The organism is Desertibaculum subflavum (assembly GCA_003576705.1).
In the GTDB taxonomy this organism is placed as follows: domain Bacteria; phylum Pseudomonadota; class Alphaproteobacteria; order Ferrovibrionales; family Ferrovibrionaceae; genus Desertibaculum; species Desertibaculum subflavum.
The window spans coordinates 1-25,361 of sequence record QOZS01000021.1 but is presented as its reverse complement, the minus strand read 5'-3'; the positions used below and the strand labels follow the sequence as shown (position 1 = coordinate 25,361).

Below are 25,361 nucleotides of genomic sequence, written 5' to 3'. Positions count from 1 at the left end.
GCCATCTGGAGATCCCCGATCAGAGATCGCGCAGGGTCGCCGCCGGCTTGAAGCGCAGCGACTTGCGCGCCTTGATGGTGATCTTGGCCCCGGTTTTCGGGTTGATGCCCTTGCGCGATGCGCGCTTCACGACCGCGAAGGTGCCAAAGCCGGGCAGGGAAATCTTGCCCTCCTTCTTGGTCGACTTCACGATTGTCTCGAACAAAGAACCAATGGTGGCTTTCGCGGCAGTCTTGGTGCAGCCGGTCTCTTTCTCGATAACCGCCGCGAGAACATCACGAGCAGACACGATCTAGTGCTCCTAGGTTGACAGAAACACCAGATGTATGGCCGATGCGGCCAGGTCGTGCAAGGCGGGAGAGGTTAACATGCGGGTGGTGATCACGGGCGGCGGCGGGTTCCTGGGCCAGAAGCTGGCGCGGCGCCTGCTCGACAAGGGCACGCTGGCCGGGCCGGACGGCCGGCAGACGGAGATCGGCGAGCTCATCCTGTTCGACCAGGTGACGCCGCGGCCGATCGCCGATCGCCGCGTGCGCGGCATCCCCGGCGACGTCGCCGATGCGAAGCAGATCGCGAACCTGATCACGCCCGCCACCGCCTCGATCTTCCATCTCGCCTCCGTGGTCAGCGCCGGCGCGGAGGCGGATTTCGATCTCGGCTATCGCGTCAACCTCGACGGCACGCGCAATGTGCTGGAAGCCGCGCGCGCCACGTCAGCGAAGCCACGCCTCGTCTTCACCTCCTCCATCGCCACCTATGGCGGCGGCCTGCCCGACGTGGTGACCGACGAGACGCCGCAGCGCCCGGAGACCTCCTACGGCACCCAGAAGGCGATCGGCGAGGCGCTGGTCAACGATTACAGCCGCAAGGGCTTCATCGACGGCCGTTCGGTCAGGTTGCCGACGATCACCATCCGCCCCGGCAAGCCGAACAAGGCGGCCTCGACCTGGGCCAGCTCGATCATGCGCGAGCCGCTGCAGGGCGAGGACGCGATCTGCCCGGTGACGCCGGAGACGCCGATGGCGTGTTTGGGTCCACGCCGCTGCGTCGAGAACCTGATCCGCGTGCACGAAGTGGCGGCGGAGGCGTTGGGCTCGCACCGCTCGACCCTGCTCACCGGCATCCCGGTGACGGCGGGCGAGATGGAGAAGGCGCTGCACCGCAACGCCGGCAACCGCAAGCTCGGCCGCGTGATCTGGCAGCACGACCCCGACATCCAACGCATCGTCGACGGCTGGCCCAAGGCCACCCGCTCCGACAAGGCTGCCAAGCTCGGCATGGAAGTGCAGCCCGACGTCGACACCATGATCCGGGAGTTCATCGAGGATGAGCTGACGACGGGGTAATCCTATTGAGGGAATTGATGCTCGTTGATCGGTATCCTGGTGCTATCTGGAAGCGGTGACGGCACAACCAGATAGCGGAGCTGCAACACGAGAGGGAATGTATCGGCCTCCGCAATTAGCTCAGCACCACGTGAACTTCTCAAACACACACCACAATCAACCAACGCTGGTCCCGAACCGCCTTCTTCGTCCAAAGTCGCAAAGGTCTGCGACAGCGGATGCGAGCCGACTGGTCCTTTCACGCCCTTCGATGACTCGCCTATCCATTCCTGCCGGCGCAGCACAGAGACGCCGGCGACAATGAAATCACCGAACTCAAACTTATCCCACTCATCCATTGAATCGGGTAACTCGGCAAGACGAAGGCGGGCGACACAAACTTCGAACTTTGGTGCAACAGCAACGCAATCGAGGTCAATGCGAGCCTGGAGTTCGCCGGCAAACAAAACGACTAGCTCGCTGTAAGCCGGATACCCTGGGTACCTTCGGGCATAGACCCTTCGCACATTCATCCCAACGATGCGGCGGAGCACATCTATGGTCGTCGCGTCGCATGTCTTGTGCATTCGGATTCTCGGAACACGTGGCGGGCCATGTGCGCTCTTAGCCGGAGCAAGAAGCCCTGAAGTAGCAGTTTAGTCTCCGTACCCGCCGCGATGCTGCGGCAGCTTCTGGCCCAGCAGCTTCGAAGCCACGAGCGTCCGCAGCACCTGCGCCGTGCCGCCGGCGATGGTGAACATGCGGACGTCGCGGGCCATGCGCTCGAGCGGGTAGTCGCGGGAATAGCCGCGGGCGCCGAAGATCTGCAGCGCGTCGTTGACGATCTTGATCGCCGCTTCGGAGGCGATGATCTTCGCCTGCGCCGCCAGCGCCGGATCGGGGAACGGGCTGCCGCCCGGCCCGCGCGAGCGCGCCGCGGCGTGCAGCATCAGGCGCGAGGCGGTGAGGGCCACGTCCATATCGGCCAGCATCCATTGCAGGCCCTGGAACTCGGCGATCGGCCGGCCGAACTGCTCGCGCTCCTTGGCGAAAGCCACGGCATGGTCGAGCGCGCCGGCGGCGATGCCCATCGCCACCGTGCCGGCGCCGACGCGCTGGCTGTTATAGGCGTTGATCAGGTCGGCGAAGCCGCGCTTGAAGCCGGACGGCGGCAGCAGCACCATGTCGCCCGGGATCTCCAGATCCTCGAAGACGAGCTCGCCCTCCGGCATGCCGCAGAGGCCCATGGTCGGCTCGCGCTTGGAAACGCGAAGCCCCGGCCGGCTGTCCTTCACATGCAGGAAGCCGCCGATGCCCTGGAACTCGCCCATCGCGTCGTAGACGCGGGCGAAGATCAGGTGGAGCTTTGAGATGCCGGCGCCGGTGATCCAGTGCTTGCGGCCGTTGATGACATAGCCGTTGCCGCGCTGGCGCGCCTCGGTTGTCATCGCCATGGCGTCGCTGCCGGCTTCCGGCTCGGTGATGCAGATGGCGGGCTTGTCGCCGGCCAGCACGAGGTCGGCGGCGAGCTTCTTCTGCGCCTCGGTGCCATAGGCCATCACCGCCGAAATCGCGCCCATATTGCACTCGACCACGATGCGGCCCGAGACGGTGCAGCTCTTCGCCATCTCCTCGATCACCAGCGCGGCGTCGAGGAAGCTCCGCCCCTGCCCACCCCACTGCTTCGGCACCGTCATGCCGGTGAAGCCGGCTTCGGAGAGCTGCTTGACGATATCCCAGGGATATTCTCGGGCCTTGTCGATCTCCGCCGCGCGCGGGCGCACGACGCCTTGGGAGAACTCCCGCGCCTTGTCGCGCAGCGCCAGTTCTTCTTTCGACAGGCCGATCGACATCGGTTTCCTCCACGGCAAGGCTTGACCATTGCGCGGGAGGCGCTTCCTGGCAAGCTGCCGGGAACGGAGGAAGCCCAAAATGGCCGAGTACCAGTTCATCCAGGTGGAGCGCGACGACGCGGTTGCCATCCTCACCTTCAACCGCCCGCAGGTGTTGAACGCCTTCCACAACGAGGCGATGCAGGAGACGCTCAAGGCCGTCGCGGCGCTGAATGCCGACGACGCGGTGCGCGTCATCCTGGTGCGCGGCGCCGGCCGCGCCTTCTCCGCCGGCTTCGACCTCAAGGCCTCGGCCGAGCGCAAGATGGAGGACGTGTCGGACTGGGAGCGACAGATGCAGCTGCAGTTCGATTTCATCATGCAGTTCTGGCACTCCCCCAAACCTACAATCGCGGTGGTGCACGGCTTCTGCCTCGCCGGCGCCTTCGAGCTGATGTTGGCCTGCGACGTGACGGTGGCGGCCGAGGGCACCCGCTTCGGCGAGCCCGAGGTGCGCTTCGGCACCGGCATCGTCGCCATGCTGCTGCCCTGGATCACCGGCCCGAAACAGGCGAAGGAGCTGCTGCTCACCGGCGACGACAAGATCGACGCCGCCGACGCGCTGCGCATGGGCATCGTCAACCACGTCGTCCCGGCCGATCAGGCCCTGGCCAAGGGCCTGTCGATCGCCCGCCAGATGGCGCGGGCGGCGGAGCGCTCGGTCCGCCTGACCAAGCGCGCCGTCAACGCCTCCTACGAAGCGATGGGCTTCTCGACCGCGATGCGCACCAGTCTCGATATCGACGTCCTGCTCAACGCGGGCACCAGCCCGGAAAAGCAGGAATTTGCCCGCCTGCGCAAGGAACAGGGCCTCAAGGCAGCGATCGCCTGGCGCGACGCCCGGTTCCGCGACTGACCGGCTTCCTTGATCGATGTCAAGGCTGTAAAGGAGGCCGGCCCGAGAGTTGCGGGCCGGGAGTGAACGCAAGCCGCCGCCAGCGGCCCAGAAGATGCCCATTGCAGGTGACCGATGAACGAGTCCGTCGCGATTTCCAGGACTGCCCTCGCCGAATCAAGCCAGGCCGCCGGGCATTTCGATGTCCTGATCGTCGGCGCCGGCATTTCCGGCGTCGGCGCCGCCTATCACCTGACCACGCAATGCCCGGACAAGCGCTACGTCATGCTGGAAGTGCAGGACACGTTCGGCGGCACCTGGGCGACCCACCGCTATCCCGGCATCCGCTCCGACAGCGACCTGCACACCTTCGGCTATCGCTTCAAGCCCTGGACCGGCAAGCCGATCGCGACGGCGGCCGAAATCAAGAGCTACATGAACGAGGTGATCGAGGAGAACGATATCGGCCGTCACATCCGCTATCGCCACCGCATCGACGCGGCGCGCTGGTCGAGCGAGGCGAAGCGCTGGACGATCGAGGCGACCCGCGCCGATACCGGCGAACGGCTCAGCTTCACCGCGGACTTCCTCTGGATGTGCCAGGGCTATTACCGGCATTCGGAGGGCCACACGCCGGAATGGCCGGGCATGGCCGAGTTCAAGGGCACCATCGTGCATCCGCAGACCTGGCCCGAGAACCTCGCCTATCAGGGCAAGAAGGTCGTCGTGATCGGCTCCGGCGCCACCGCGGCGACGGTGATCCCGGCCATCGCCGAGGATGTCGACCATGTCACCATGCTGCAGCGCTCGCCGACCTATTTCATCCCCGGCCGCAATGCCATCCAGATCGCCGAGGAGCTGCGCGCCCTGCAGGTCGACGAGAGCTGGATCCACGAGATTACCCGCCGCAAGATCCTGTTCGACCAGGCCAACTTCACCCGCCGCTCGTTCGAGGAACCGGACAAGGTGAAACAGGAGCTGCTCGGCGGCGTGCGCGCCTTCCTCGGGCCCGATTTCGACATCGACAAGCATTTCACGCCGAGCTACCGGCCCTGGCGCCAACGCATCGCCTTCGTGCCCGACGGCGACCTGTTCCGCGCGGTGCGCAGCGGCAAGGCGAGCGTGGTGACCGACGAGATCGAGCGCTTCACGCCGAACGGCATCCTGCTGAAGTCCGGCGACGAGCTCGAAGCCGACATCATCGTGACGGCCACCGGCTTCAACATGAACGTGCTGGGCGATATCGCCTTCGAGATCGACGGCAAGCCGCTCGATTTCGCCGAGACGGTCACCTATCGCGGCATGATGTTCACCGGCGTGCCCAACATGGCCTGGGTGTTCGGCTATTTCCGGGCGAGCTGGACCTTGCGGGCCGACTTGGTCGGCGATTTCGTCTGCCGCCTCCTTAAGCACATGGATGCGAAGGGCGCCAAGCAGGTGGAGGTCAAGCTCCGCCCGCAGGACAGCAACATGCCGCTGCTGCCTTGGATCGACACGGAAAACTTCAATCCGAACTACGTGATGCGCGCCATGCACCTGTTGCCCAAGCGCGGCGACAAACCGGAATGGCAGCACAACCAGGATTACTGGGCCGAGAAGGACGAGTTTCCCGCCATCGACCTCGACGATAAGGCCTTCGCCTACAGCTGAGGCACCGGCCGGCGGAAACGCGGTTCGACGAAGGCGCGCGAGACGCTAAACTCGCGCGCCTTTGCGTTTCCACAAGGAGAGCGAACGTGAGCATCAAGCGCATCAATGCCGGCCCCCGCATGTCGAGCGCCGTCGTCCATGGCGACACCGTCTATCTCGCCGGCCTGACCGCCGACGACAGCAAGGCCGATGTGAAGGGCCAAACCAAGCAGATCCTCGACAAGATCGACAAGTTCCTGGCCGAGGCCGGCACCGACAAGTCGAAGGTGCTTTCCGCCAATATCTGGCTGACCGACATTTCGACCTGGAGCCAGATGAACGAGGTGTGGGATGCCTGGGTGTCGCCCGGCAACACCCCGGCCCGCGCCACCGTGGAGGCCAAGCTCGCCGCGCCGGGCCTCAAGGTGGAGATCATGGTGCAGGCAGCGAAGTAAGCGTCACTTTTCCGGATCAACAGCAGGGCCGGCCGATGCCGGCCCTGCCCTTTTTCTCGGCTCCGCCGGGCTGCGCCGGTTCGGAATACGGACTGGCGGCAAAGTACGGCATCCGGATGACTGCTCGCGACACGGCCAATCCCGGTCCGAGGAGCACCCGATGAACACCCATCCCGGCAGCCTGCACAGCGTGCTGCGCGGCGCCCTGCCTGCCCTGGCGGAAGAGGCGAGGAGCCGCGCGGAAGAGTTCGAAGGCGCGCGTCGCATCGCCTTCGACTATGTCGACCGCCTCAAGGCCGCCGGCCTCTATCGCCTTCTGGTCGCCCGCGAACAGGGTGGCCTCGGCGCGCCGCCCAACGAGTGGCTCCGCGTCATCACGACGCTCGCCTATGCCGATGCGTCCACCGGCTGGACGGTGGCGCATGGCGCGGCCTGCAGCGCGCTGATTGCCAATCTTGCGAACGAGGGCCTGCTGGGGGAGTTCCTCGCCGATCCGATGGCGAGCGCGGCCTGGAGCAACCAGGGCAAGGTCAAGGCGCGCGAGGTGGCGGGCGGGCTCATCATCAGCGGGCGCTGGGGCTTCGGCACCGGCTGCACCGCCGCGACCCATCTCGGCGGCATGCTGCGGCTGGCCGCGACCGATGGCGAGGCGGCGGCGCGCTTCGTCGTGGCCTTGGCCCGGCGCGAGCAGGTCCGGATCGACGAGGTCTGGGATCCGGTCGGCCTCGCCGGCACCGGCAGCCACGACATCGTCTTCGACGACGTCTTCGTGCCCTGGAGCCACACCTTCACCTGGCCCGATTGCACGCCGAACAGCCGGCGGCCGACCGGCATCTTCGTCTCCGGGACCTGGTTCATCACGCTCTGCGCGGCCGGCACGCAGCTCGGCCTCGCGCGGCGAGCGCTGGACGAGGTGCGCCAGGAGCTGGGCCCTAAGCTCGACATCTATTCCCGCCAGCCGCTGCTGACCAAGGCGGCCGTGCTGCACACGCTGGAGGAGGCCGAGGGCCTGCTCCTCGCCGTGCAGGCCGGGCTCGAGACGGTGCTCGAGGAAGTGTGGGACATCGCCTGTTGCGAGGAGGCGCTGAGCCAGGATCTGCGGCTCAGGGCGCGGCTTGCCGCGGTGACCGCCGTGCATCAATGCGAGCGCATCGTGCGCGCCGCCTACGACGCAGCCGGCGCGGGGGCGATCCGCCGCGCCGGCGCGCTGCAGCGCGTTTATCGCGATGCGAGCTGCCTCACCCACCACGTCGCGGCGAATGCCGACAGCTTCGAGATCGTCGGCCGCGTTCGCGGCGGCTTCGACAAGCTGACCTTCCGAGTGTGATCGCCGTGCGGAGGCGGGCGGCGGGAGCTACTTCCTCGCCACCGCCTTCTGCATCTTCGACCAGTCGAAGCGCTCCGCGATGGCGAAGCCTTCGGCGGAATCGAGCTCGGAGAACTGCACGATGAGCGAGGCCGGCAAGGCGCCCGAGTTCAGCGCCACCAGCAGAAAGCCTGTCTTTTCGTCCTTGCTGTAGAAGCGCACCACCGGAAAGCCCTTCACGGTCGCGGTCTCGTACACCACACCTCCGGCCTGATACTGCATCTTGCCGCCCTGCCCCATGGCTTCGGCCTGGCTCGCCATGGGATGGCCGACGCCGAGAATCACCGAGATCTCCGCATCGCCTTTCCGGTAATTCCGTGCGGCCCAGACGATTTCCTGGCCATCGGAGGCCATGGTCATGCCTTCCGGCGCTTCCGCTTCCCATTGCGGAATGTCGACGAGCAACGGCATCAGCGGCTTATAGGTCTGTGCCTGCGTCGAGAGCGGCAGCAAGACGGCCGCCAATCCGAAGGCGACGAGAATGACAAATCGATGCAGCTTCCACGGCACGACGGATCTCCAGGGACAAGAATGGTCGGACGTGAGCATCGCCGGCCGGGATTTAATAAATCGCTCGAGCAAAGTTCACTTCGGGCCCGCATCGGCGCGCAGCGTGGGATTTGCACGAAGCGGGAGTTCCGTCGCGGGATTGCGTCAACTCGATCGCTGCCTCGCCGGCGCCGGGGCGAAGTCGGGTCGATCGTACCGGCGCTCGGCACCCTCGGCTTTCCCGCCCTGGCCCAACCCGATATAAGGCCCCTCTTTCGTGAGGCCCGAATCGCGCGATGGCGAAGACCGTCCTGATCCTGAACGGCCCCAATCTGAACATGCTGGGCCTGCGCCAGCCGGAGATCTATGGCCGTGAGACGCTCGCCGATGTGGAGCAGCTCTGCCAGGCGCGCGGCAAGGCGCTCGGGCTCGAGGTCGATTTCCGGCAGTCGAACGCTGAAGGCGAGCTGATCACCTGGGTGCAGGAGGCGCGCGCCAAGGCCGATGGGCTGATCGTCAACGCCGGCGGCTATTCGCATACGTCCGTCGCGCTGATGGATGCGCTGCTCGCCTGCGACAAGCCGGTGATCGAGGTGCATATTTCCAACATCTTCCGGCGCGACCAGTTTCGCCATCATTCCTATGTCTCGCTCGCCGCGCGCGGGGTGATCTGCGGGCTCGGCCCCAAGGGCTATGCGCTCGCGCTCGAGGCGATGGCCGATCTGGTCGGATGACGAAGCAGGGCATGACAAAACAGGAGAACGGATTGCCGAAATCCAAGCTCGACAAGGAAGCGATCCGCGAGCTCGCCGAGCTCCTCGCCGAGACCAACCTGTCGGAGATCGAATGGTCCGACGGCACGGTGCGCATCCGCGTGGCGCGTGGCGTACCGGGAGCCACCGTCGCCGTCGCGCCGTCGCTCACCGCAATGCCGTCGGCGATCGCGGCGGCGCCTGCGGGGGACGAGGACCTCGCCAAACTGCCGGGCGCGCTGAAATCGCCGATGGTCGGCACCGCCTACGTGGCGCCGGAGCCGGGCGCCGCCTCCTTCGTCCAGGTCGGCGACAATGTGCGCGAGGGCCAGACGGTGATGATCGTCGAAGCGATGAAGACGATGAACGCCATCCCCGCGCATCGCGCCGGCCGGGTGACCCGCATCCTGGTCGAGAACCAGACGCCGGTGGAGTTCGGCCAGGTTCTCATGCTGATCGAATAGCCGGGCCGCCCGGTGTTCGAAAAGGTCCTGATCGCGAACCGCGGCGAGGTGGCGCTCCGCATCCTGCGCGCCTGCCGCGAGATGGGCATCTCCACGGTGGCCGTGCACTCGACCGCCGATGCCAATGCCATGCATGTCCGCCTCGCCGACGAGAGCGTCTGCATCGGCCCGCCGCCGCCCGGCGACAGCTATCTCAATATTCCCTCGATCATCGCCGCGGCCGAGATCACCGGGGCCGACGCGATCCATCCAGGCTACGGCTTCCTGTCCGAGAACGCCCGTTTCGCCGAGATCGTCGAAGCGCATGACATCGTCTTCATCGGACCGCGGCCAGCGCAGATCCGCCTGATGGGCGACAAGATCGAGGCCAAGGCAGCGGCCCGCCGGGTCGGTATTCCCGTCGTCCCCGGTTCCGACGGCGGCATCACCAGCGACGACGACGCGCGCCGCATTGCCGAGGCGATGGGCTATCCGGTGCTGATCAAGGCCTCGGCCGGTGGCGGCGGCCGCGGCATGAAGGTGGTGCGCTCCTCCGCCGAGCTGCCGCAGGCGCTTTCGCAGGCCCGCTCGGAAGCGCGCAACGCCTTCGGCAACGACGCTGTCTATATCGAGAAGTACCTGACCCGGCCGCGCCATATCGAAGTGCAGGTGATGGCCGACAGCCACGGCAATGTCGTGCATCTCGGCGAACGGGACTGCTCGCTGCAGCGGCGGCACCAGAAGGTGCTGGAGGAGGCGCCCTCGCCCGCGCTCAACGCGATGCAGCGGCAGCAGATCGGCAAGACCGTCACCGACGCGCTGAAGGAACTCGGCTATCTCGGCGCCGGCACCATCGAGTTCCTCTACGAGGACGGCAAGTTCTACTTCATCGAGATGAACACCCGTCTGCAGGTGGAGCATCCGGTGACGGAGGCGGTCACCGGCATCGACATCGTGCGCGAGCAAATCCGCATCGCCCAGGGCGCGCCGCTCAGCTTCAAGCAGGAGGAAGTGCGGATCGAGGGCCATGCCATCGAATGCCGCATCAATGCCGAGAACCCGGTCAGCTTCGCGCCGTCGCCGGGCAAGGTGGTCGAGTACCACGCGCCGGGCGGGCTCGGCATCCGGGTCGACAGCGCGCTCTATGCCGGCTGCGTGGTACCACCCTATTACGACAGCCTGATCGCCAAGCTGATCGTCACCGGACAGACGCGCAACGAATGCCTGATGCGGCTGAAACGTGCGCTCGGCGAGTACGCTATCGGCGGCATCGAGACCAATATCCCGCTGCACCTCGCGCTGTTGCAGCAGCCGGATTTCGTCAACGGCGCCTACGACATCCACTGGCTCGAGGAGTTCATCGCCAACAAGGGATGAGCGACACCTTCCTCCCCGTCACGCCCGAGATCGTGCTGCGCGCCTATATGCACGGCATCTTCCCGATGGCGCACAGCCGGACGGATCCCCAGCTCGAATGGTTCGACCCGATCCGGCGCGGCGTGTTGCCGCTGGACGGCTTTCACCAGCCGAGGCGACTGCGTCGCACGGTGAAACAGAACAGGTTGCAGGTCACCGTCGACCACGATTTCCGCGGCACGATGGAGGCCTGCGCCGACGAGGCGGAGGACCGCAAGTCCACCTGGATCAGCGACAGAATCATCGAGCTCTATACCGAGCTTAACCGCATGGGCCATGCCCATTCCGTGGAGACGCGGCTGGACGGGCGGCTGGTCGGCGGGCTCTACGGCGTTTCCATCGGCGGCGCCTTCTTCGGCGAGAGCATGTTCAGCCGGGTGACCGACGCCTCCAAGGTGGCCCTGGTCCACTTGGTCGCCCGGCTCCGCATCGGCGGCTATGCGCTGCTCGACTGCCAGTTCCAGACCGAGCATCTGGCCCAGTTCGGCACCGTGGAGGTTCCGCGCCTTGCCTATCGGCGCCAGTTGGCCGCCGCGCTGAAGGTGCGCGGCAATTTCCACGCCGCGCCCGCGGACTGGCCGCCGGACGCGGTGCTCGACGCACTTACCTGAGCCGCCAGACCTGAACCGTGCCCTCGCGACCGGTCAGGTGATGCTCGCCGACCGGCTCACCCGTCGCCGCCTCGCCCGCGGCGCGATGCGTGGCCTCGGAGCAGAGCACCACCACCTGCTCGTCCTCCTTGAGGAACAGCTTGCCGAGCACTTCGAGGCGTTGTGCGGCGTTCACCGTGTCGCCCACCACGGTGAAATTGATGCGGCCGGGCGATCCGATATTGCCGACCACGACCGGCCCCGAATGCAGCCCGACTCGGACACGAATTGGCGGCAACCCCTCCGCCATGCGCTTCGCATTCTGCTCGACGACCGCCTTGGCGATGCCCTGCGCGGCGCGGCATGCCTGGGCGGCATGCTCCTCGGTACGCTTGATCGCGCCCCAGGTCGCCATGACCGCGTCGCCCATGAACTTGTCGATCACGCCACCTTCGGCCTCGATGAAGCGCGCGAGCAGCGCGAAGTGCTCGTTCAGCAACTCGGCCGTCTCCTTCTCGCCAAGCTGCTCGGCCATCGGGGTGAAGCCGACGATGTCGGTGAACATCACCGTCACCTGTCGCCGGCGCGATACCATGGTCGCCTCGCCCTCGGCCAGCAGACGGGTGACCAGGCGACGCGGCACGTAGAGACTGAACCAGCGCAGCGCCTGGCGGCTGGCATTGAACGCCGTCGCCGCCGCGTCGATCTCGCGGAGCACACTGCGGGGCAAGTCCGGCCCCTCGAAGTCGAGGCTGCGGATCTGATGCGCGGCTTCCGCAAGCCCGGCCACGGGGCGTCCGATCCAGCGGCCGATGCGCCAGGCGAACACGCCGGCGGCCAGCAGCAGCACGATGGCGGCGAGCCCGCCAAAGGCGATGCCCCGGGTCAGCGGCAGGATATCGGTCAGTGGGAGGTACTGGCCGACGACCCAGGTCTGCGGCCCGAAGCCGAGAAACTCGCGATAGATGAAGATGTACTCCACCCCGTCCACGCTGACGCGATGGCCAAGCCCGCCGGCCAGTACCTTGGCCGAGATCCACGAGCGCGCCCGCGGCCCCCACATCGCGGCAAGGACCGGATCGCCCACTTCCGCGATGGTGGGCAGGCGCTGCTGCACCACGTATTCATGCCAGCGGTCCACCAGGGCGGGATGCGCCAGTACCTGGTCGTGATTGACCAGGATAAAGGCGCGCTGGCCGGGCCCGTCGCCGAAATTGGCGACCAGCCGCGACAGCTCGCCGAGCGACACGACCGCCGCCAGCGCGGCGCCGGTCCCGACCCGCTGGCGGACGTTCAGCACCGGCTCGTTCAGCAGCGGGCTGTAGATCAGGTCGCCCCAGAACAGGCCGTCCTGGGACACCGTGTTGATGAACTCCTCTTCCGCCCCGGGCACCGTGCGCATGTCGACGCGCTTCAGCCTGAGCTCGCTGTCCTGACGCACGACGGCGAGCGAGAGCTTGCTCGAGGGCATGTAGGATATGCCGTCGATCTGCGGTGCCGCCGCCAGCGCGCCGACGAAGGCGGCGGACAGACGGGCTGTGTCGGCAGGGTCGAGATCGCCTTCTGCAATACGGTCGCCAAGGAAGGCGATCACATCCTCGGCCGGCCGCAGATGCAGCGACACCCGGGCAATCAGGGTGTCGACCGTGGCGAGGCTGTGTTGGCGCAGCAGTCGCACGCTGGCATCGATCCCGCCAAAGATCGCCATGCCGATGGCAACCAGCCCGAGCAAGGCCATCGCGCCGGCCCCGAAGCCGAGCAGCGACACGATCGATACGCGACGCTTGGCGACGAGAGGCGTGTCGAGCTCGGGGGGCCCGCTTGGCGCCGCCGTGGTGTCAGCCATTCACGGCCGCATGTGGAAGCTGCGGGGACCAGCTTCCCGCAGCGGCGCAGCGATGGCAGCAAATTCGCAGAGCAGCGGCCGGGTCTCGCGCGGATCGATGATCTGCTCGATCAGGAATGCCTCGGCGGTGCGGAACGGCGAGCGGTACTGGTTCAACCTCTCCTCGATCGCGGCGCGATGGGCGGCGGGATCGGATGCGGCGGCGATCTCGGCGCGGTAGGCGGCCTCGACCCCGCCTTCGATGGGCAGCGAGCCCCAATCGCCGGACGGCCAGGCGTAGCGGTACTTGAACCGCTTGGCATTCATATGCGCGGCGCCGGCGACGCCGAAGGCCTTGCGCACCACGATCGAGCACCACGGCACCGTCGCCTGATAGACCGCCGCCAGCGCGCGGGCGCCGTGCCGGATGGTCGCCGTCCGCTCCGCTTCCAGGCCGATCACGAAGCCCGGGATGTCGACGAGATGCACGACCGGCAGGTGGAAGGTCTCCGCCATGTCGACGAAGCGCGTCACCTTCAGCGAGGCATCGGCGGTCCAGCCGCCGCCATAGACCCGCGGGTCGCTCGCCAGAACGGCGACCGGCCAGCCGTCCAGCCGCGCCAGGCCCGCGATCACCGAACGGCCTGACATCCTGCCGATCTCGAAGAAACTGTCCTGGTCGAAGATCGAGCGCAGGATCTTGCGCATGTCGTAGACCTTGCGCCGGTCCTTCGGCACCGCCTCGATAAGCCATTCGTCGCGCCGGTCCGGGTCAGCCGCCGGCGCACCGCGCGGCGGCAGGCCGTAGACCGAGGACGGCAGGTAGGAGAGGAAGCGCCGTGTGCGCTCGAAGGCTTCCGCCTCGCTCTCCACCGCATCGTCGACGGCGCCATTCCGCGTATGAATATCGGCGCCGCCGAGCTCCTCCTTGGTCAGGTCCTCGCCGATGCGGGCGACCACCGGCGGCCCGGCGATGAACATCTGGCTGATGCCCTTGACCATCAACGAATAGTGGCTGGTCACCGCGCGGGCGGCGCCGAGCCCGGCGACGGAGCCGAGCGCCAGCGCCACCACCGGCACCGTGCCCATATTGGCGACCACCCATTCCCAGCCCGGATTGGCCGGGACGTAGGTGCGGCCGTCGATCTCCAGCGACTTCACCGAGCCGCCGCCGCCGGTGCCGTCGACCAGCCGGACGATCGGCAGGCGCAGCTCGTTCGCCATCTGCTCCGATTGCACCTGCTTGGCCCAGATCGAAGCATCGGCGGCACCGCCCCGCACGGTGAAGTCGTCGCCGCCCACCACCACGTGACGGCCGTCGATTTTGCCGCGGCCGAAAACGAAGTTGCTCGGCGAGAGCTCGACGAATTCGTTGGAACCGTCGTAGTTGCCGCGCCCGGCGATGGCACCCACCTCGCGGAACGATCCCTTGTCGAGCAGCGCCTCGATCCGCTCGCGGACGGTGAGCTTGCCGCCGTCATGCTGGCGCTTGATCTTGTCCTCGCCGCCCATCCGGTAGGCCATCGCCTCGCGGCGGCGCAGTTCCTCGATCTCGGCTTCCCAGCTCATAGGCGCGTTTCCTCGCACTTTTTGTATCGGCGGCGGGCAAGCTTACAGCCGCGCCCGGCGTTCGCGCCATTGCTGCGCCAGATCGCCGCGAAAGGCCGGATCGGCGACCGCGATCAGGGCCTCCGCCCGCTCGTCGACCGATTTCGCACGGAGATCCGCCACGCCCTGCTCGGTCACAATGCAGTCCACATCCGAGCGCGCGCCGGTGACGACGGTGCCCTCGCTCAGATTCGCCACGATGCGCGACGCCTTGGCGCCGGCCCGGGACGGCAGCGCCACGATGGAACGGCCGCCCCGCGACAGCCGCGCACCGCGCACGAAATCCGCGAAGCCGCCGGTGCCGCTCACCTGTCGCCCTGCCACCATCTCGGCATTGCACTGGCCGAACAGGTCGACCTCGACAGCCGAATTGATCGAGACGAAGTTGTCGAGCCGGGCGATTACCGGCGTCGCATGCGTGTGGTTGGCGGCACGCAGCGCCGCCTGCGGCGCCTGCCACATCCAGTCGTAGAGCCGCCGCGTGCCGACATAGAGGCCGCCCACGATCAGACCCTTCTCGAACGTCTTGGCCGCGCCGGTCACCGCGCCGGCCTCGACGAGATCCAGCACGGCGTCGCTGATCAGCCCGGACTGGAAGCCAAGATCGCGGCGGTCCTTCAGCTCGCCCAGGATCGCCGATTGCACCTTCCCGATGCCGATCTGCAAGGTGTCGCGGTCGCGGATCAGGCCGGCGGCGTGGCGGGCGATCGCCCGCATCGTCGCGTCGGGTGCGCCCACTTCCTGCTCGATCGGCGGCCCTTCCGCCTCGATCACCGCGTGCAGACGATCCCACGGCACGCCCGGATCGTCGGCGACCTGCGGCAGCGCCGGGTTGATCTGCGCCACGATCAGCTTCGCCCGCGGCCAGACGGCGGAGGGAAAGTCGGCGCCGAGGCCAAGCGAGCAGCGGCCGCCCGCATCCGGCGGCGCCAGGTTGAGGAAGGCGATATCGACCGGCGGGCTTGCGGCCAGATGCTCCCAGATCAAGCAGTAGTTGATCGGCAGGAAGCGCAGCTTGCCGGCCGCGAACGAATCCCGCTGCGAGGGCGCGACGAAATAGCCCTCCATCCGGGTCGTCGGGTGCAGCGCCGCATAGTCGAAATCGTTCACGCCCGGCGTCAAAGCCGCAACGTACTCGACGCCGGCGCTGGCCTCGGGATCGGCGCGCAGCGCAGCCTGAATCAGCAGCGGCTCGCCGGCACCGCCGTGCACGAAGACGCGCATCCCGGGCCTGAGCAGGCCCGGAACCTCCGCGGCCTTCAGGCGCCGCGGACCGCTCATCCCTCCTCCAGCCGCTTCGGCGTCTCGAACGCGACGAGCCGCGCTGCGCCAAAGGCGAGATCGGACCAGGCGGCAAGCGGCGCCGCGAAGGCGGCAAAGCCGCCGGTCGGATATTTCTCCGCCAGGCGCGCCAGCGCCGCCGCGTCGGAGCCGCGGCCCGCCAGCGCACGGGCAAGCTCCTCCATGCCCGGGTTGTGCCCGACCAGCAGCACGGCCGCGGTCGAGCCGGGCAGCCGCCGCACCGCGTGCAGCAGCTGGTTCGCCGTGGCCAGATAGAGGTCGTCGCGGAAGCTCGTCGGCCAATCGAGGCCACCCGCCTTCGCACAGCCCTCCCAGGTCTGCCGCGCCCGCACGGCGGTGGAGCAGAGCACCTGATCCGGCGCCGGGTCCAGGGCGGCGAGCAGGCGCCCCATCGGCCGGCAGGCCTTGCGGCCGCGCGGGGCCAGCGGCCGCTCCTTGTCGCTCTGCCCCGGCACGTCCCAGGCCGACTTGGTGTGGCGCAGAAGGTAGAGGTGCCTCATCCTGCCGGCCGTAACAAAATGGACATTTTGACCTGTTGTATAGTCCGTCCAGAATCACCCCGCCGGCCCCGAGATATACGCGTCGGGCCGGGCCACAGGAATAGCAGCATGGCGGAAACCGCAGCAGCGTTGAAACAGGCCGGCTTGCCGATGATCGCCGAGAGCTATCTCGGCTTCGCGCCGAAGGACCGCTTCATCAATCGTGAGCTGTCCTGGCTGGCCTTCAACAAGCGGGTCATGGAGGAGGCCTACAATACCCACCACCCGCTGCTGGAGCGGCTGCGCTTCCTGTCGATCTCGGCCAACAACCTGGACGAGTTCTTCATGGTGCGCGTCGCCGGCCTTTGGGGCCAGGTCCGCGCCGGGGTCCAGGTGCAGAGCCCGGAGGGCCTGACCGCGGCCCAGCAGCTCGCCCTGCTCACCGAGGCTGCCGGCGAGCTGATGGCCGAGCAGCAGCGCTGCTGGAACGTGCTGGTGCCGGAGCTGCGTGCCGCCGGCGTCGTCGTCGTCCAGCCGGACGAGCTTTCCGCCGCCGACAAAGACTGGCTCGAGACCTTCTTCCTCGAGCACGTCTTCCCGGTACTGACGCCGATGGCGATCGACCCGGCGCATCCGTTCCCGTTCATGCCCAATCTAGGCTTCGCGCTCGTGCTGGAGCTGAAGCGCATCCGCGACGGCAGGCCGATGAACGCCCTGCTGATGCTGCCGAGCCAGGTCGGGCGCTTCTTCCGCCTGCCGGGCGAGACGCTCCGCTTCCTGCCGCTCGAGACGCTGGTCGAGCTGTTTCTGGCCCGACTGTTCCCGGGCTATGGCGTGGTCAGCCGCGGCCTGTTCCGCATCACCCGCGACAGCGACATCGAGATCGAGGAAGAGGCCGAAGACCTGGTGCGCGTGTTCGAGACCGCGCTGAAGCGCCGCCGCCGCGGCAGCGTGATCCGCCTCAAGGTCGACGCGGCGATGCCCGAAGGGCTCCGCCGCTTCGTCATGGACGAGCTCGAGGTCAAGCCCGAGAACGTCACCATCGTCGACGGTATTCTCGGCCTTGCCGACATCAAGCAGCTGATCGTCGACGAGCGTCCGGACCTCAAATTCTCGCCCTATGACCCGCGCTTCCCGGAGCGCATCCGCGATTTCGGCGGCGATTGCTTCGCGGCGATCCGGCAGAAGGACATCATCGTCCATCACCCCTACGAGAGCTTCGACGTGGTGGTGCAGTTCCTGCGCCAGGCAACGGCCGACCCCAATGTCGTCGCCATCAAGCAGACGCTGTACCGCACCTCCGACGACAGCCCGATCGTCAAGGCGCTGATCGAGGCGGCGGAGGCCGGCAAGACGGTCACCGCCCTGGTCGAGTTGAAGGCCCGCTTCGACGAGGCCGCCAATATCCGCTGGGCGCGCGACCTGGAGCGCGCCGGCGTGCAGGTGGTGTACGGCTTCATCGAACTCAAGACGCATGCCAAGGTATCGCTGGTGGTCCGCCGCGAGGGCGCCTCGCTCCGCACCTACGTGCATTTCGGCACCGGCAACTACCACCCGATTACCGCGCGCATCTATACGGACCTGTCGTTCTTCACCTGCGACCCGGAGCTCGGTCACGACGCGTCGCGGCTGTTCAACTACATGACCGGCTATGCCGAGCCGGAAGCGATGACGCAGATCGCGGTGTCGCCGATCTCGCTCCGCCCCACCCTGCTCCGCCTGATCGACGAGGAGATCGAGCATGCCAAGGCCGGCCGCCCGGCCGCGATCTGGGCCAAGCTGAACTCGCTGGTCGACGCCACCTCGATCGATGCGCTCTATCGCGCCAGCGCGGCGGGCGTACAGATCGACCTGATCGTGCGCGGCATCTGCTGCCTGCGTCCCGGCGTGCCAGGCTTGTCCGAGAACATCCGCGTCAAGTCGATCGTCGGCAGGTTCCTCGAACATTCGCGCATTGTCTGCTTCGGCGCCGGGCACGGGCTGCCTTCGCCCAAGGCCAAGGTGTTCATTTCCTCCGCCGATTGGATGCCGCGGAACTTCGACCGCCGCGTCGAGGTTCTGGTACCGGTACGGAATCCGACCGTCCACGAGCAGGTGCTGGATCAGATCATGGTGGCCAACCTGAAGGACACGGCACAGAGCTGGCGCCTCAACTCGGACGGGACCTATGACCGGATCGATGCCGGCGCCGCTTCGTTCAGCGCCCACACCTACTTCATGACCAATCCAAGCCTTTCCGGCCGGGGCAAGGCGTTGCAGACTCGCTCGGTGCGTCGACTCGATCTCAAATCGCGTTAAGGAATGCCCCCAGCATCGACGGCGGGTTCGCCCGCCGGCACTTACATAGCGGTCGTCGATGTCGGGTCGAACTCGGTCCGTCTGGTCGTGTTCACCGGCCCCGACCGCTCACCCACGCCGATCTTCAACGAGAAGGTCCTGGCGGGGCTCGGCCGCAACCTGGCGGAGACCGGCAAGCTCGACCCGCAGGGCGTGGAAACGGCGGTCGCCGCGATCCGCCGTTTCGTCGTACTGGCCGAGCGGATGAAGGTCACGACCTTCGACCTGGTCGCCACCGCCGCCGTGCGCGAGGCGAGCGACGGCGCCGCCTTCATCGATCGCATCAAGCGCGAATGCGGCGTGATCCCGCGCATCCTGAGCGGCGGCGAGGAGGCGCGACTGTCGGCGCTCGGCGTGGTGTCCGCCATCCCCGATGCCGACGGCATCATGGGCGATCTCGGCGGCGGCTCGCTCGAACTGGTCGCCCTCGACAAGACGAAGCTCGGCGACCACGCGACCCTGCCGCTCGGCCCCTTCCGCCTCGCCCACCTCTCCATGCCGGCGGCGCGCGACCGCGCCGACGAAGCCCTGGCCTCGCTCGCCTGGCTCGATCAAGGGCGCGGCCGCTCGCTCTATCTGGTCGGCGGCGCCTGGCGCGCCATTGCCCGCGTACACATGGCCCAGAACGACTATCCGCTACACATCATTCACCACTACCAGGTGCCGGCGGACGAGATCGCCGATATGGCGCGGCTGCTCTCGCGGCAGAGCCGGGAATCGGTCGCCCGCATGGGCGGCGTGCCGAAGCGGCGGCTCGAGACGGTGCCGCTTGCCGCGCTGGTGCTGCGGCGGCTGATCAAGCGGGCGAAGCCCGCGCAAGTGATCTTCTCGGCCAATGGTGTTCGCGAAGGCCTGCATTTCGACATCCTGGCCCCGGCCGTCCGGGCCGAGGATCCGTTCCTCGCGCTCTGCCGCGACATGGGCGAGCGTGAGAACCGCTTCGGCATGCATGGCGACGATCTCGACCGTTTCGTCCAGCCGGTCTTCCCCGATGCCAAGGCGGACGAGGCACGGCTCAGGCTCGCGGCCTGCCTGCTTGCCGACGTTGCCTGGCGGGTCAATCCGGACTACCGCGGCGAGCAGGCGTTCCGCCGCATCCTGCGCGCGCCCTTCGTCGGCATCGACCATCCCTCGCGCGCTTTCGTCGCCCTCGCCGTCCACGCGCGCTACGAAGGCCATATCGACGGGCCGGCGGTGGAACCCGGCCTGCCGCTGGTCAGCGATGCCGGGCAGCAGCGGGCGCTCGCCATCGGGCTTGCCATCCGGCTCGGCGAGGCGCTGACCGGCGGCACCAATGCGCTCGACGAGGTGGCCGAGCTCTCGGTCGACGGCAAGGACCTCGTCCTGGCGGTCCGGCCCGCCGGCCGGGCGGTCCTGGGCGAGGCGGTCGAGCGACGCTTCGAGGCGCTGGCGCAGGCGCTCAACCTGCGGCCGACGACCGTCGAAACGGGACGCCGCGGGCGGGCGAAGGGCTGATCCTGCCCGCCCTACGCGGTGAGATGCGGCCGCACTTCGGGTTTGGCGTTCTGCCGCTCCGCCGCGCGATGCACCGCCTTGGCGATACGCTCCGGCGGGAAGCCGAGCTGGGCCAGCGCGAGGCCGCGGTCGAACTGCTCGGTGTAGCGGCGGATCAGATCGCCTTCGAGTTCGAACCGGCTCATGCCCTCGAACACGACCCGGCGGCCCTGCGCCTCCGGCAGCACCGAGGTGTAGCTGAAGATCCAGTGGACATAGCCGTTCGCGCCCTGCTGCACCGGGTCCAGCATCTGCCAGCGGAATGCCTTCGCATGACCCCAGAAATGATCGCGCAGCATGCCGGCGATGGCGGGGCGGCCGATGAACGCGCCGTAGAAGCCGTCGACATAGGTGCCGTCCGGCAGGAACAGGTTGGCCAGGCCCTCGTGATCGGCGGTCTCGACCGCCTTGGTGAAGTTCGACAGCAGCTCGACGAAGCTCATGGCGGCGTTTCCTTGCCCACGATGACATGCTCGCGATTGAACCACAGCGGCGAGCGCGCGAGATCGATGAACTTGCGCTCGTCCTCCAGCAGGGTGCGCCCGGCGCGCCGCCCCTCCGGCGTCGCGAATCCGGCGGCCAGCGCCTCGAGGCTCTCCCACCAGAGCTCGGCGATGCCGTCGAACGGCTCCGGCGCGCCGCGGTTCTCGCGGATCGACTGATCATAGGGCGTATCTATCGCATGCGTCTGCACGTAGCGGCGCATGCCGAGCGCCGGCTGAAGCGAGGCGACCAGCGGCCCGTGGCTGTTCAGCCAGTACTCGTGAAATGTCGCCGCGCTCATCCCGGCCTTGCGGCGCAGGCAGAAGGTGATCTTGATCATCGCGCTTCCTCCGCGCGGAAGCTTAGCGCTTTCGTGGATCCGCCTTCAGTGAAAATTCCGCCCCTTCGGCATGGCGCCGCGGGCGTCGGTGCCGGGATGGCGGATGTGATCCGCACGGGTCAGCGGCGGCTCGAAGGGGCTGTCGATCGTGGTCAGGCGGTCGAGATGGCGGGAGAGGTCGTCGAGCCGTTCGGCGATCACGTGCACGACCAGGCCTTCCCGCTGCAGCTTGCCGTGCACGCCGAGCAGGCGAGCGCCGAGCACGGTGCGGCGATAGCGCTCGAACACCTTGGGCCAGACAATCACGTTGGCGATGCCGATTTCGTCCTCCAGGGTCGCGAAGATCACGCCGGAAGCGGTGCCCGGCCGCTGGCGCACCAGCACGATGCCGGCGACCGAAATCCAGCTGCCGTCCGCCGTCTCGGCCAGGCGCGCGGTCGGCACATAGCCTTCGGCGGTGAGTGCGCCACGCAGCAGCGCGGCGGGATGCGATTTCAGGCTGAGGCCCAGGCTGCCGTAATCCTCGACCAGTGCCTCGCCGAGCGGCATGGCCGGCAGCGCGACCTCCGGCTCCTCGGCCAGGTCGGGCGGCGGCAGGTTGCTGCCTGGCCGCACCATGCCCTCCACCACCGCGAAGAGCGGCAGCGGCTTGTCGCCGAGCGCGCGGATCTCCCAATGCGCCTTGCGGCGGTCGAGGCCCATCGAGGCGAAGGCGTCCGCCGCCGCCAGCGCCTCGAGCGATAGGCGTGATAGCTCGGCCCGCCGCCAGAGCTCGCGGATCGAGCTGTAGCCCGCACCCCGACGCTCCACCAGACGCGTCGCCGCATCCTCCGCCAGGCCCTTGACCAGGCGGAGCCCGAGCCGCAGCGCGACGCGGTTCGCGCTGCCGCCTGAAGGTTCGAGCGTGCAGTCCCAGTCGCTGCGGTTGACATCGACAGGGCGCGCCTCGACGCCATGCGCTTGCGCATCGCGCACGATCTGCGCCGGCGCGTAGAAGCCCATCGGCTGGCTGTTGATCAGGGCGCTCGCGAAGGCGGCCGGATAATGCCGCTTCAGCCAGGCCGAGACATAGACGAGCAGCGCGAAGCTCGCCGCATGGCTCTCCGGAAAGCCGTATTCGCCGAAGCCCTCGATCTGCTTGAAGCAGCGCACCGCGAAATCGCGCGGATAGCCGTTCTTCACCATGCCGTCGATCATCTTCTTCTCAAAATGGCCGATCGTGCCGGTGCGCTTGAAGGTCGCCATGGCGCGGCGCAGCTTGTCCGCTTCGCCCGGGGTGAAGCCGGCGGCCACGATGGCGATGCTCATCGCCTGTTCCTGGAACAGCGGCACGCCGCAGGTCTTGGCCAACACCGCGGCGAGCTCGGGCCGCGGATATTCCACTCTCTCCTTGCCTTCGCGGCGGCGGAGATAGGGATGCACCATGTCGCCCTGGATCGGGCCGGGGCGCACGATCGCCACCTCGATGACGAGGTCGTAGAAGGTCCGGGGCTTGAGGCGCGGCAGCATCGACATCTGCGCCCGGCTCTCGACCTGGAACACGCCGATCGAATCCGCCTTCTGCAGCATCTCGTAGACTTGCGGATCCCCTTGCGGCACGGAGGCCAAAGTCACCTCGCGGCCGTGATGCTGCTGCAGCAGGCCGAAGGCCTTGCGGATGCAGGTCAGCATGCCGAGGCCGAGCACGTCGACCTTCAGCATGCCGAGCGAATCGATATCGTCCTTGTCCCATTCGATCACGGTGCGGTCTTCCATCGCCGCGTTCTCGATCGGCACGCTCTCCGAGAGCGGGCCGCGGGTAATGACGAAGCCGCCGACATGCTGCGACAGATGGCGCGGGAAGCCGATCAGCTCCAGCGCCAGGCCGATGGCGCGGATCAGGTTGGCGTCGTCCGCGTCGAGGCCCGCCTCGCGCGCCACCTTGGGCGCATCGTCGATCGTCTCCCAGCCCCAGGTGACGCGCGCCAAAGCCGCCACGGTGTCGAGCGAGAGCCCCATCACCTTGCCGACATCGCGGATCGCACTGCGCCAGCGATAGCTGATGACGACGGCCGTCAGCCCGGCACGATCGCGGCCGTATTTCCGATAGATGTACTGGATCACCTCCTCGCGCCGCTCGTGCTCGAAATCGACGTCGATATCCGGCGGCTCCTTGCGCTCCTCGGAGACGAAGCGGGCGAACAGGAGGTCGACCTGCATCGGGTTGACCTCGGTGATGCCGAGGCAGAAGCAGATCACCGAATTCGCCGCCGAGCCGCGGCCCTGGCAGAGAATCCGCTGGCTGCGGGCGAAGCGCACGATGTCGTGCACGGTGAGGAAATACGGCGCATAGCCGAGCCGGCCGATCAGCGCGAGCTCGTCGGCCAGTGATTTCCGCACCTTGTCCGGCACGCCTTCCGGATAGCGCATGGCAGCACCTTCCCAGGCGAGGCGCTCCAGCACCGCCTGCGGATCGCCGGCTTCCGATTCCGCCGGATAGACATAGGCCAGCTCGGCGAGCGAGAAGCGGCAGCGCCCGGCGATCTCGACCGTGCGCGCCAGCGCCTCCGGCCAGGCGCGGAACAGGCGCGCCATCTCCGCCGCCGGCTTCAGATGCCGCTCGGCATGGGGATGCAGCAGCGAACCCGCTTCCGCGAGCGTGGTCTTGGCGCGGATGCAGGCCAGCACGTCGGCGAGCGGCCGGCGCGCGCGGCCGTGATAATGCACGTCGTTCGAGGCCACGAGCGGCACGCCCGCAATGTCAGCGAGCCGCGCCAGGCGGGCGATGCGCCTGGCGTCATCGCCGCGATACAGCGCCTGCGCGGCGAGATAGAGCCGGTCGCCGCAGACGATCCGGAGCCGGCGGAGATGGCGCAGGAAGGTGTCGTCGCTCCACTCCCTTTCTTCCGGCGCCAGGGCGACGACGACCTGGCCTTCCGCCTGGTCGCAGAGATCGGCCACGGTGAGATGGCATTCGCCCTTGGGCGCGCGCCGCCGCCCGGTGGTGAGCAGGCAGCAGAGCCGGCCATAGGCGCGCCGGTCGGCCGGATAGCACAGCACCGAAGGCGCATCGGAGAAGTCGAGCCGGGCGCCGACCACGATCCGGATGCCCTGCTCCTTCGCCATCACATGCGCCCGCACCACGCCGGCGAGCGAGTTGCGGTCGGCGATGCCGATCGCGGGGTGGCCGAGAGCCGCCGCCGCCACCACCAGCTCCTCCGGCTGCGAGGCGCCGCGCAGGAAGCTGAAATTGGTAGTGACCTGCAGCTCGACATAAGCGGGCGCGGCCTGCTCCGCGGCGGTCATGCGAACAACCCCTGCAGGTACCAGCCGGCGACGTCGCGATAGACCCAGTAGCGGCGGCCGGCCGCATCCTCGATGCGCCAGTAATCGCGCGTGCGCTGGGTGCCCGACATACGCCACCATTCCGGCGCGATGCGCTCCGGCCCTTCCGCCCGCACCACCTCGCGCATCACGCGGCGCCAGGTGAAGCGCTGCGGCGGCTCCGCTGCCGCTTCCGCCGGCTCGGCCTCGATCCGCTCCGGCGCGGCGAGCAGCGCGAGGGGCCGCTCGCCCCTCTCTGGCCAATTACTGGCCGGCCAATCGCCGCCACGCCAGCTACCACCTTGGGCGACAACCGCCGCATCGGCAGGACGCACCACCACGGCATGTTCCGGCACATGACTGTCGGCCGGCAACAGCGACACCACGCGGTCCGGTCCGAGGCGGTTCTGCAGCCGGTCGATCAGGTCGCCGAGGCCGATGCCGCCGGCGCCGAGCTGCTGCGGCTCGAGCGGATCGATCGCCGCCGCCTCCAGCGCCAGCACCTCGATGCCGAAGCCGGGATCGATGTGCTCGAAATGCTCTGCCAGCAGGCGGAAGAGATGCGGGGCGGAACGGCTCGGCGCCGCCGTGCCGATGCCGACGCGCTGGCAGCCGCCATCGACCCGGTAGGCGACGAGGTCGAGCCGGCGCACGCCCTTGCCGGCATCCTCCAGCTCGGCCATCAGGGGTCTGAGCAGGCGGCGCACCGCCTCCTCGATATCCTCGCGCCGGCCGATCGCCTCGGCGAAGGCGATGCGGGCGCGGAACTGTGCCGGCGGCTGCTGCGGCGAGATCGGCTCCCTGACGCGGCCGAAAGCCTGGTCGAGCCGCTGCACCACATCGGGCCCGAAGCGGCGCGCCAGCGGCGCCCGCGGCAGCGCGGCGAGCTCGCCGACCGCGCGCAGGCCGACCCGCGACAGCGCCTGCACGGTCTCGGGCGGCAGGCGCAGGGCACCGAGCGGCAGCGATGCCAGGGC

General features: G+C 67.9%; 23 protein-coding genes. 11 read left to right on the top strand and 12 right to left on the bottom strand.

Annotated features, from left to right (window positions below; genetic code table 11):
• Positions 1–19: 19 nt before the first annotated feature.
• Complete coding sequence (locus DT074_RS12855) at positions 20–289, bottom strand: HU family DNA-binding protein (protein WP_368744641.1); 270 nt, start codon at positions 287–289, stop codon at positions 20–22.
• 79 nt (positions 290–368) lie between these two features.
• Between DT074_RS12855 and denD the strand changes: the two genes are divergently transcribed.
• Positions 369–1,346 (top strand): D-erythronate dehydrogenase, encoded by a 978-nt coding sequence (denD, locus tag DT074_RS12850; protein WP_119420258.1) that lies wholly within the window; start codon positions 369–371, stop codon positions 1,344–1,346.
• Between the two features lie 2 nt (positions 1,347–1,348).
• Here the strand turns inward: denD and DT074_RS28055 are convergent, their stop codons facing one another.
• Both DT074_RS28055 and acdA read right to left on the bottom strand, forming a co-directional pair.
• Entirely contained in the window at positions 1,349–1,912 is a 564-nt protein-coding gene (locus DT074_RS28055) for a hypothetical protein (RefSeq protein ID WP_162914868.1), read from the bottom strand.
• A gap of 69 nt (positions 1,913–1,981) precedes the next feature.
• Positions 1,982–3,178, bottom strand: coding sequence for a 3-sulfinopropanoyl-CoA desulfinase (acdA, locus tag DT074_RS12845; RefSeq protein WP_119420257.1), 1,197 nt, complete (start codon positions 3,176–3,178; stop codon positions 1,982–1,984).
• A gap of 79 nt (positions 3,179–3,257) precedes the next feature.
• Between acdA and DT074_RS12840 the strand changes: the two genes are divergently transcribed.
• The 4 genes from DT074_RS12840 to DT074_RS12825 all read left to right on the top strand — a co-directional run bounded on the left by DT074_RS12840 (position 3,258) and on the right by DT074_RS12825 (position 7,463).
• Positions 3,258–4,073, top strand: a complete 816-nt coding sequence (locus DT074_RS12840; RefSeq protein ID WP_119420256.1) for an enoyl-CoA hydratase/isomerase family protein — start codon at positions 3,258–3,260, stop codon at positions 4,071–4,073.
• A gap of 114 nt (positions 4,074–4,187) precedes the next feature.
• Positions 4,188–5,702, top strand: coding sequence for a flavin-containing monooxygenase (locus DT074_RS12835; RefSeq protein WP_119420255.1), 1,515 nt, complete (start codon positions 4,188–4,190; stop codon positions 5,700–5,702).
• An 86-nt stretch (positions 5,703–5,788) separates the two neighbouring features.
• A complete protein-coding gene (locus DT074_RS12830) occupies positions 5,789–6,136 on the top strand; it encodes a RidA family protein (protein WP_119420254.1) in 348 nt (115 codons plus the stop codon).
• A gap of 160 nt (positions 6,137–6,296) precedes the next feature.
• Complete coding sequence (locus tag DT074_RS12825) at positions 6,297–7,463, top strand: acyl-CoA dehydrogenase family protein (protein WP_162914867.1); 1,167 nt, start codon at positions 6,297–6,299, stop codon at positions 7,461–7,463.
• A gap of 27 nt (positions 7,464–7,490) precedes the next feature.
• Here the strand turns inward: DT074_RS12825 and DT074_RS12820 are convergent, their stop codons facing one another.
• Positions 7,491–8,012, bottom strand: coding sequence for a hypothetical protein (locus DT074_RS12820; protein WP_119420252.1), 522 nt, complete (start codon positions 8,010–8,012; stop codon positions 7,491–7,493).
• A 275-nt stretch (positions 8,013–8,287) separates the two neighbouring features.
• Between DT074_RS12820 and aroQ the strand changes: the two genes are divergently transcribed.
• The 4 genes from aroQ to aat are packed head-to-tail and all read left to right on the top strand — an operon-like array spanning position 8,288 to position 11,213.
• On the top strand, positions 8,288–8,725 hold the full coding sequence (gene aroQ / locus DT074_RS12815; RefSeq protein WP_119420251.1) for a type II 3-dehydroquinate dehydratase: 438 nt from the start codon (positions 8,288–8,290) through the stop codon (positions 8,723–8,725).
• An 11-nt stretch (positions 8,726–8,736) separates the two neighbouring features.
• Complete coding sequence (locus DT074_RS12810; RefSeq protein WP_119420315.1) at positions 8,737–9,207, top strand: acetyl-CoA carboxylase biotin carboxyl carrier protein; 471 nt, start codon at positions 8,737–8,739, stop codon at positions 9,205–9,207.
• A 12-nt stretch (positions 9,208–9,219) separates the two neighbouring features.
• On the top strand, positions 9,220–10,563 hold the full coding sequence (accC, locus tag DT074_RS12805; RefSeq protein WP_119420250.1) for an acetyl-CoA carboxylase biotin carboxylase subunit: 1,344 nt from the start codon (positions 9,220–9,222) through the stop codon (positions 10,561–10,563).
• Complete coding sequence (gene aat, locus DT074_RS12800; protein WP_119420249.1) at positions 10,560–11,213, top strand: leucyl/phenylalanyl-tRNA--protein transferase; 654 nt, start codon at positions 10,560–10,562, stop codon at positions 11,211–11,213. Before accC ends, aat begins: the two co-directional genes overlap by 4 nt.
• On the opposite strand, the gene DT074_RS12795 is transcribed toward aat, so the two are convergent.
• From DT074_RS12795 to DT074_RS12780, 4 genes are read right to left on the bottom strand one after another with little or no spacing between them, the layout of a single operon-like run.
• Complete coding sequence (locus tag DT074_RS12795; protein WP_119420248.1) at positions 11,206–13,038, bottom strand: adenylate/guanylate cyclase domain-containing protein; 1,833 nt, start codon at positions 13,036–13,038, stop codon at positions 11,206–11,208. The genes aat and DT074_RS12795 overlap by 8 nt on opposite strands.
• Positions 13,039–14,586 (bottom strand): acyl-CoA carboxylase subunit beta, encoded by a 1,548-nt coding sequence (locus DT074_RS12790; protein ID WP_119420247.1) that lies wholly within the window; start codon positions 14,584–14,586, stop codon positions 13,039–13,041.
• 42 nt (positions 14,587–14,628) lie between these two features.
• Positions 14,629–15,906: an acetyl-CoA hydrolase/transferase family protein gene (locus DT074_RS12785; protein ID WP_119420246.1), complete on the bottom strand. Its 1,278-nt coding sequence runs from the start codon at positions 15,904–15,906 to the stop codon at positions 14,629–14,631.
• Entirely contained in the window at positions 15,903–16,427 is a 525-nt protein-coding gene (locus tag DT074_RS12780; protein WP_119420245.1) for a SixA phosphatase family protein, read from the bottom strand. The genes DT074_RS12785 and DT074_RS12780 overlap by 4 nt, the downstream gene beginning before the upstream one ends.
• 108 nt (positions 16,428–16,535) lie before the next feature.
• Here DT074_RS12780 and DT074_RS12775 point away from each other — a divergent pair, with 108 nt between their 5' ends.
• Together DT074_RS12775 and DT074_RS12770 are read left to right on the top strand one after the other, a co-directional pair.
• Positions 16,536–18,704: an RNA degradosome polyphosphate kinase gene (locus tag DT074_RS12775; RefSeq protein WP_119420244.1), complete on the top strand. Its 2,169-nt coding sequence runs from the start codon at positions 16,536–16,538 to the stop codon at positions 18,702–18,704.
• A 3-nt stretch (positions 18,705–18,707) separates the two neighbouring features.
• Entirely contained in the window at positions 18,708–20,219 is a 1,512-nt protein-coding gene (locus DT074_RS12770; protein ID WP_119420243.1) for a Ppx/GppA phosphatase family protein, read from the top strand.
• Positions 20,220–20,230: 11 nt separating this feature from the next.
• Here the strand turns inward: DT074_RS12770 and DT074_RS12765 are convergent, their stop codons facing one another.
• The 4 genes from DT074_RS12765 to DT074_RS12750 all read right to left on the bottom strand — a co-directional run.
• A complete protein-coding gene (locus DT074_RS12765) occupies positions 20,231–20,701 on the bottom strand; it encodes a nuclear transport factor 2 family protein (RefSeq protein WP_119420242.1) in 471 nt (156 codons plus the stop codon).
• Complete coding sequence (locus DT074_RS12760) at positions 20,698–21,081, bottom strand: EthD domain-containing protein (protein WP_119420241.1); 384 nt, start codon at positions 21,079–21,081, stop codon at positions 20,698–20,700. Before DT074_RS12760 ends, DT074_RS12765 begins: the two co-directional genes overlap by 4 nt.
• 45 nt (positions 21,082–21,126) lie before the next feature.
• Entirely contained in the window at positions 21,127–24,366 is a 3,240-nt protein-coding gene (locus DT074_RS12755; RefSeq protein ID WP_119420240.1) for an error-prone DNA polymerase, read from the bottom strand.
• On the bottom strand, positions 24,363–25,361 hold a 999-nt coding region (locus DT074_RS12750; RefSeq protein ID WP_162914866.1), incomplete at its 5' end, for a Y-family DNA polymerase. The genes DT074_RS12755 and DT074_RS12750, both read right to left, overlap by 4 nt.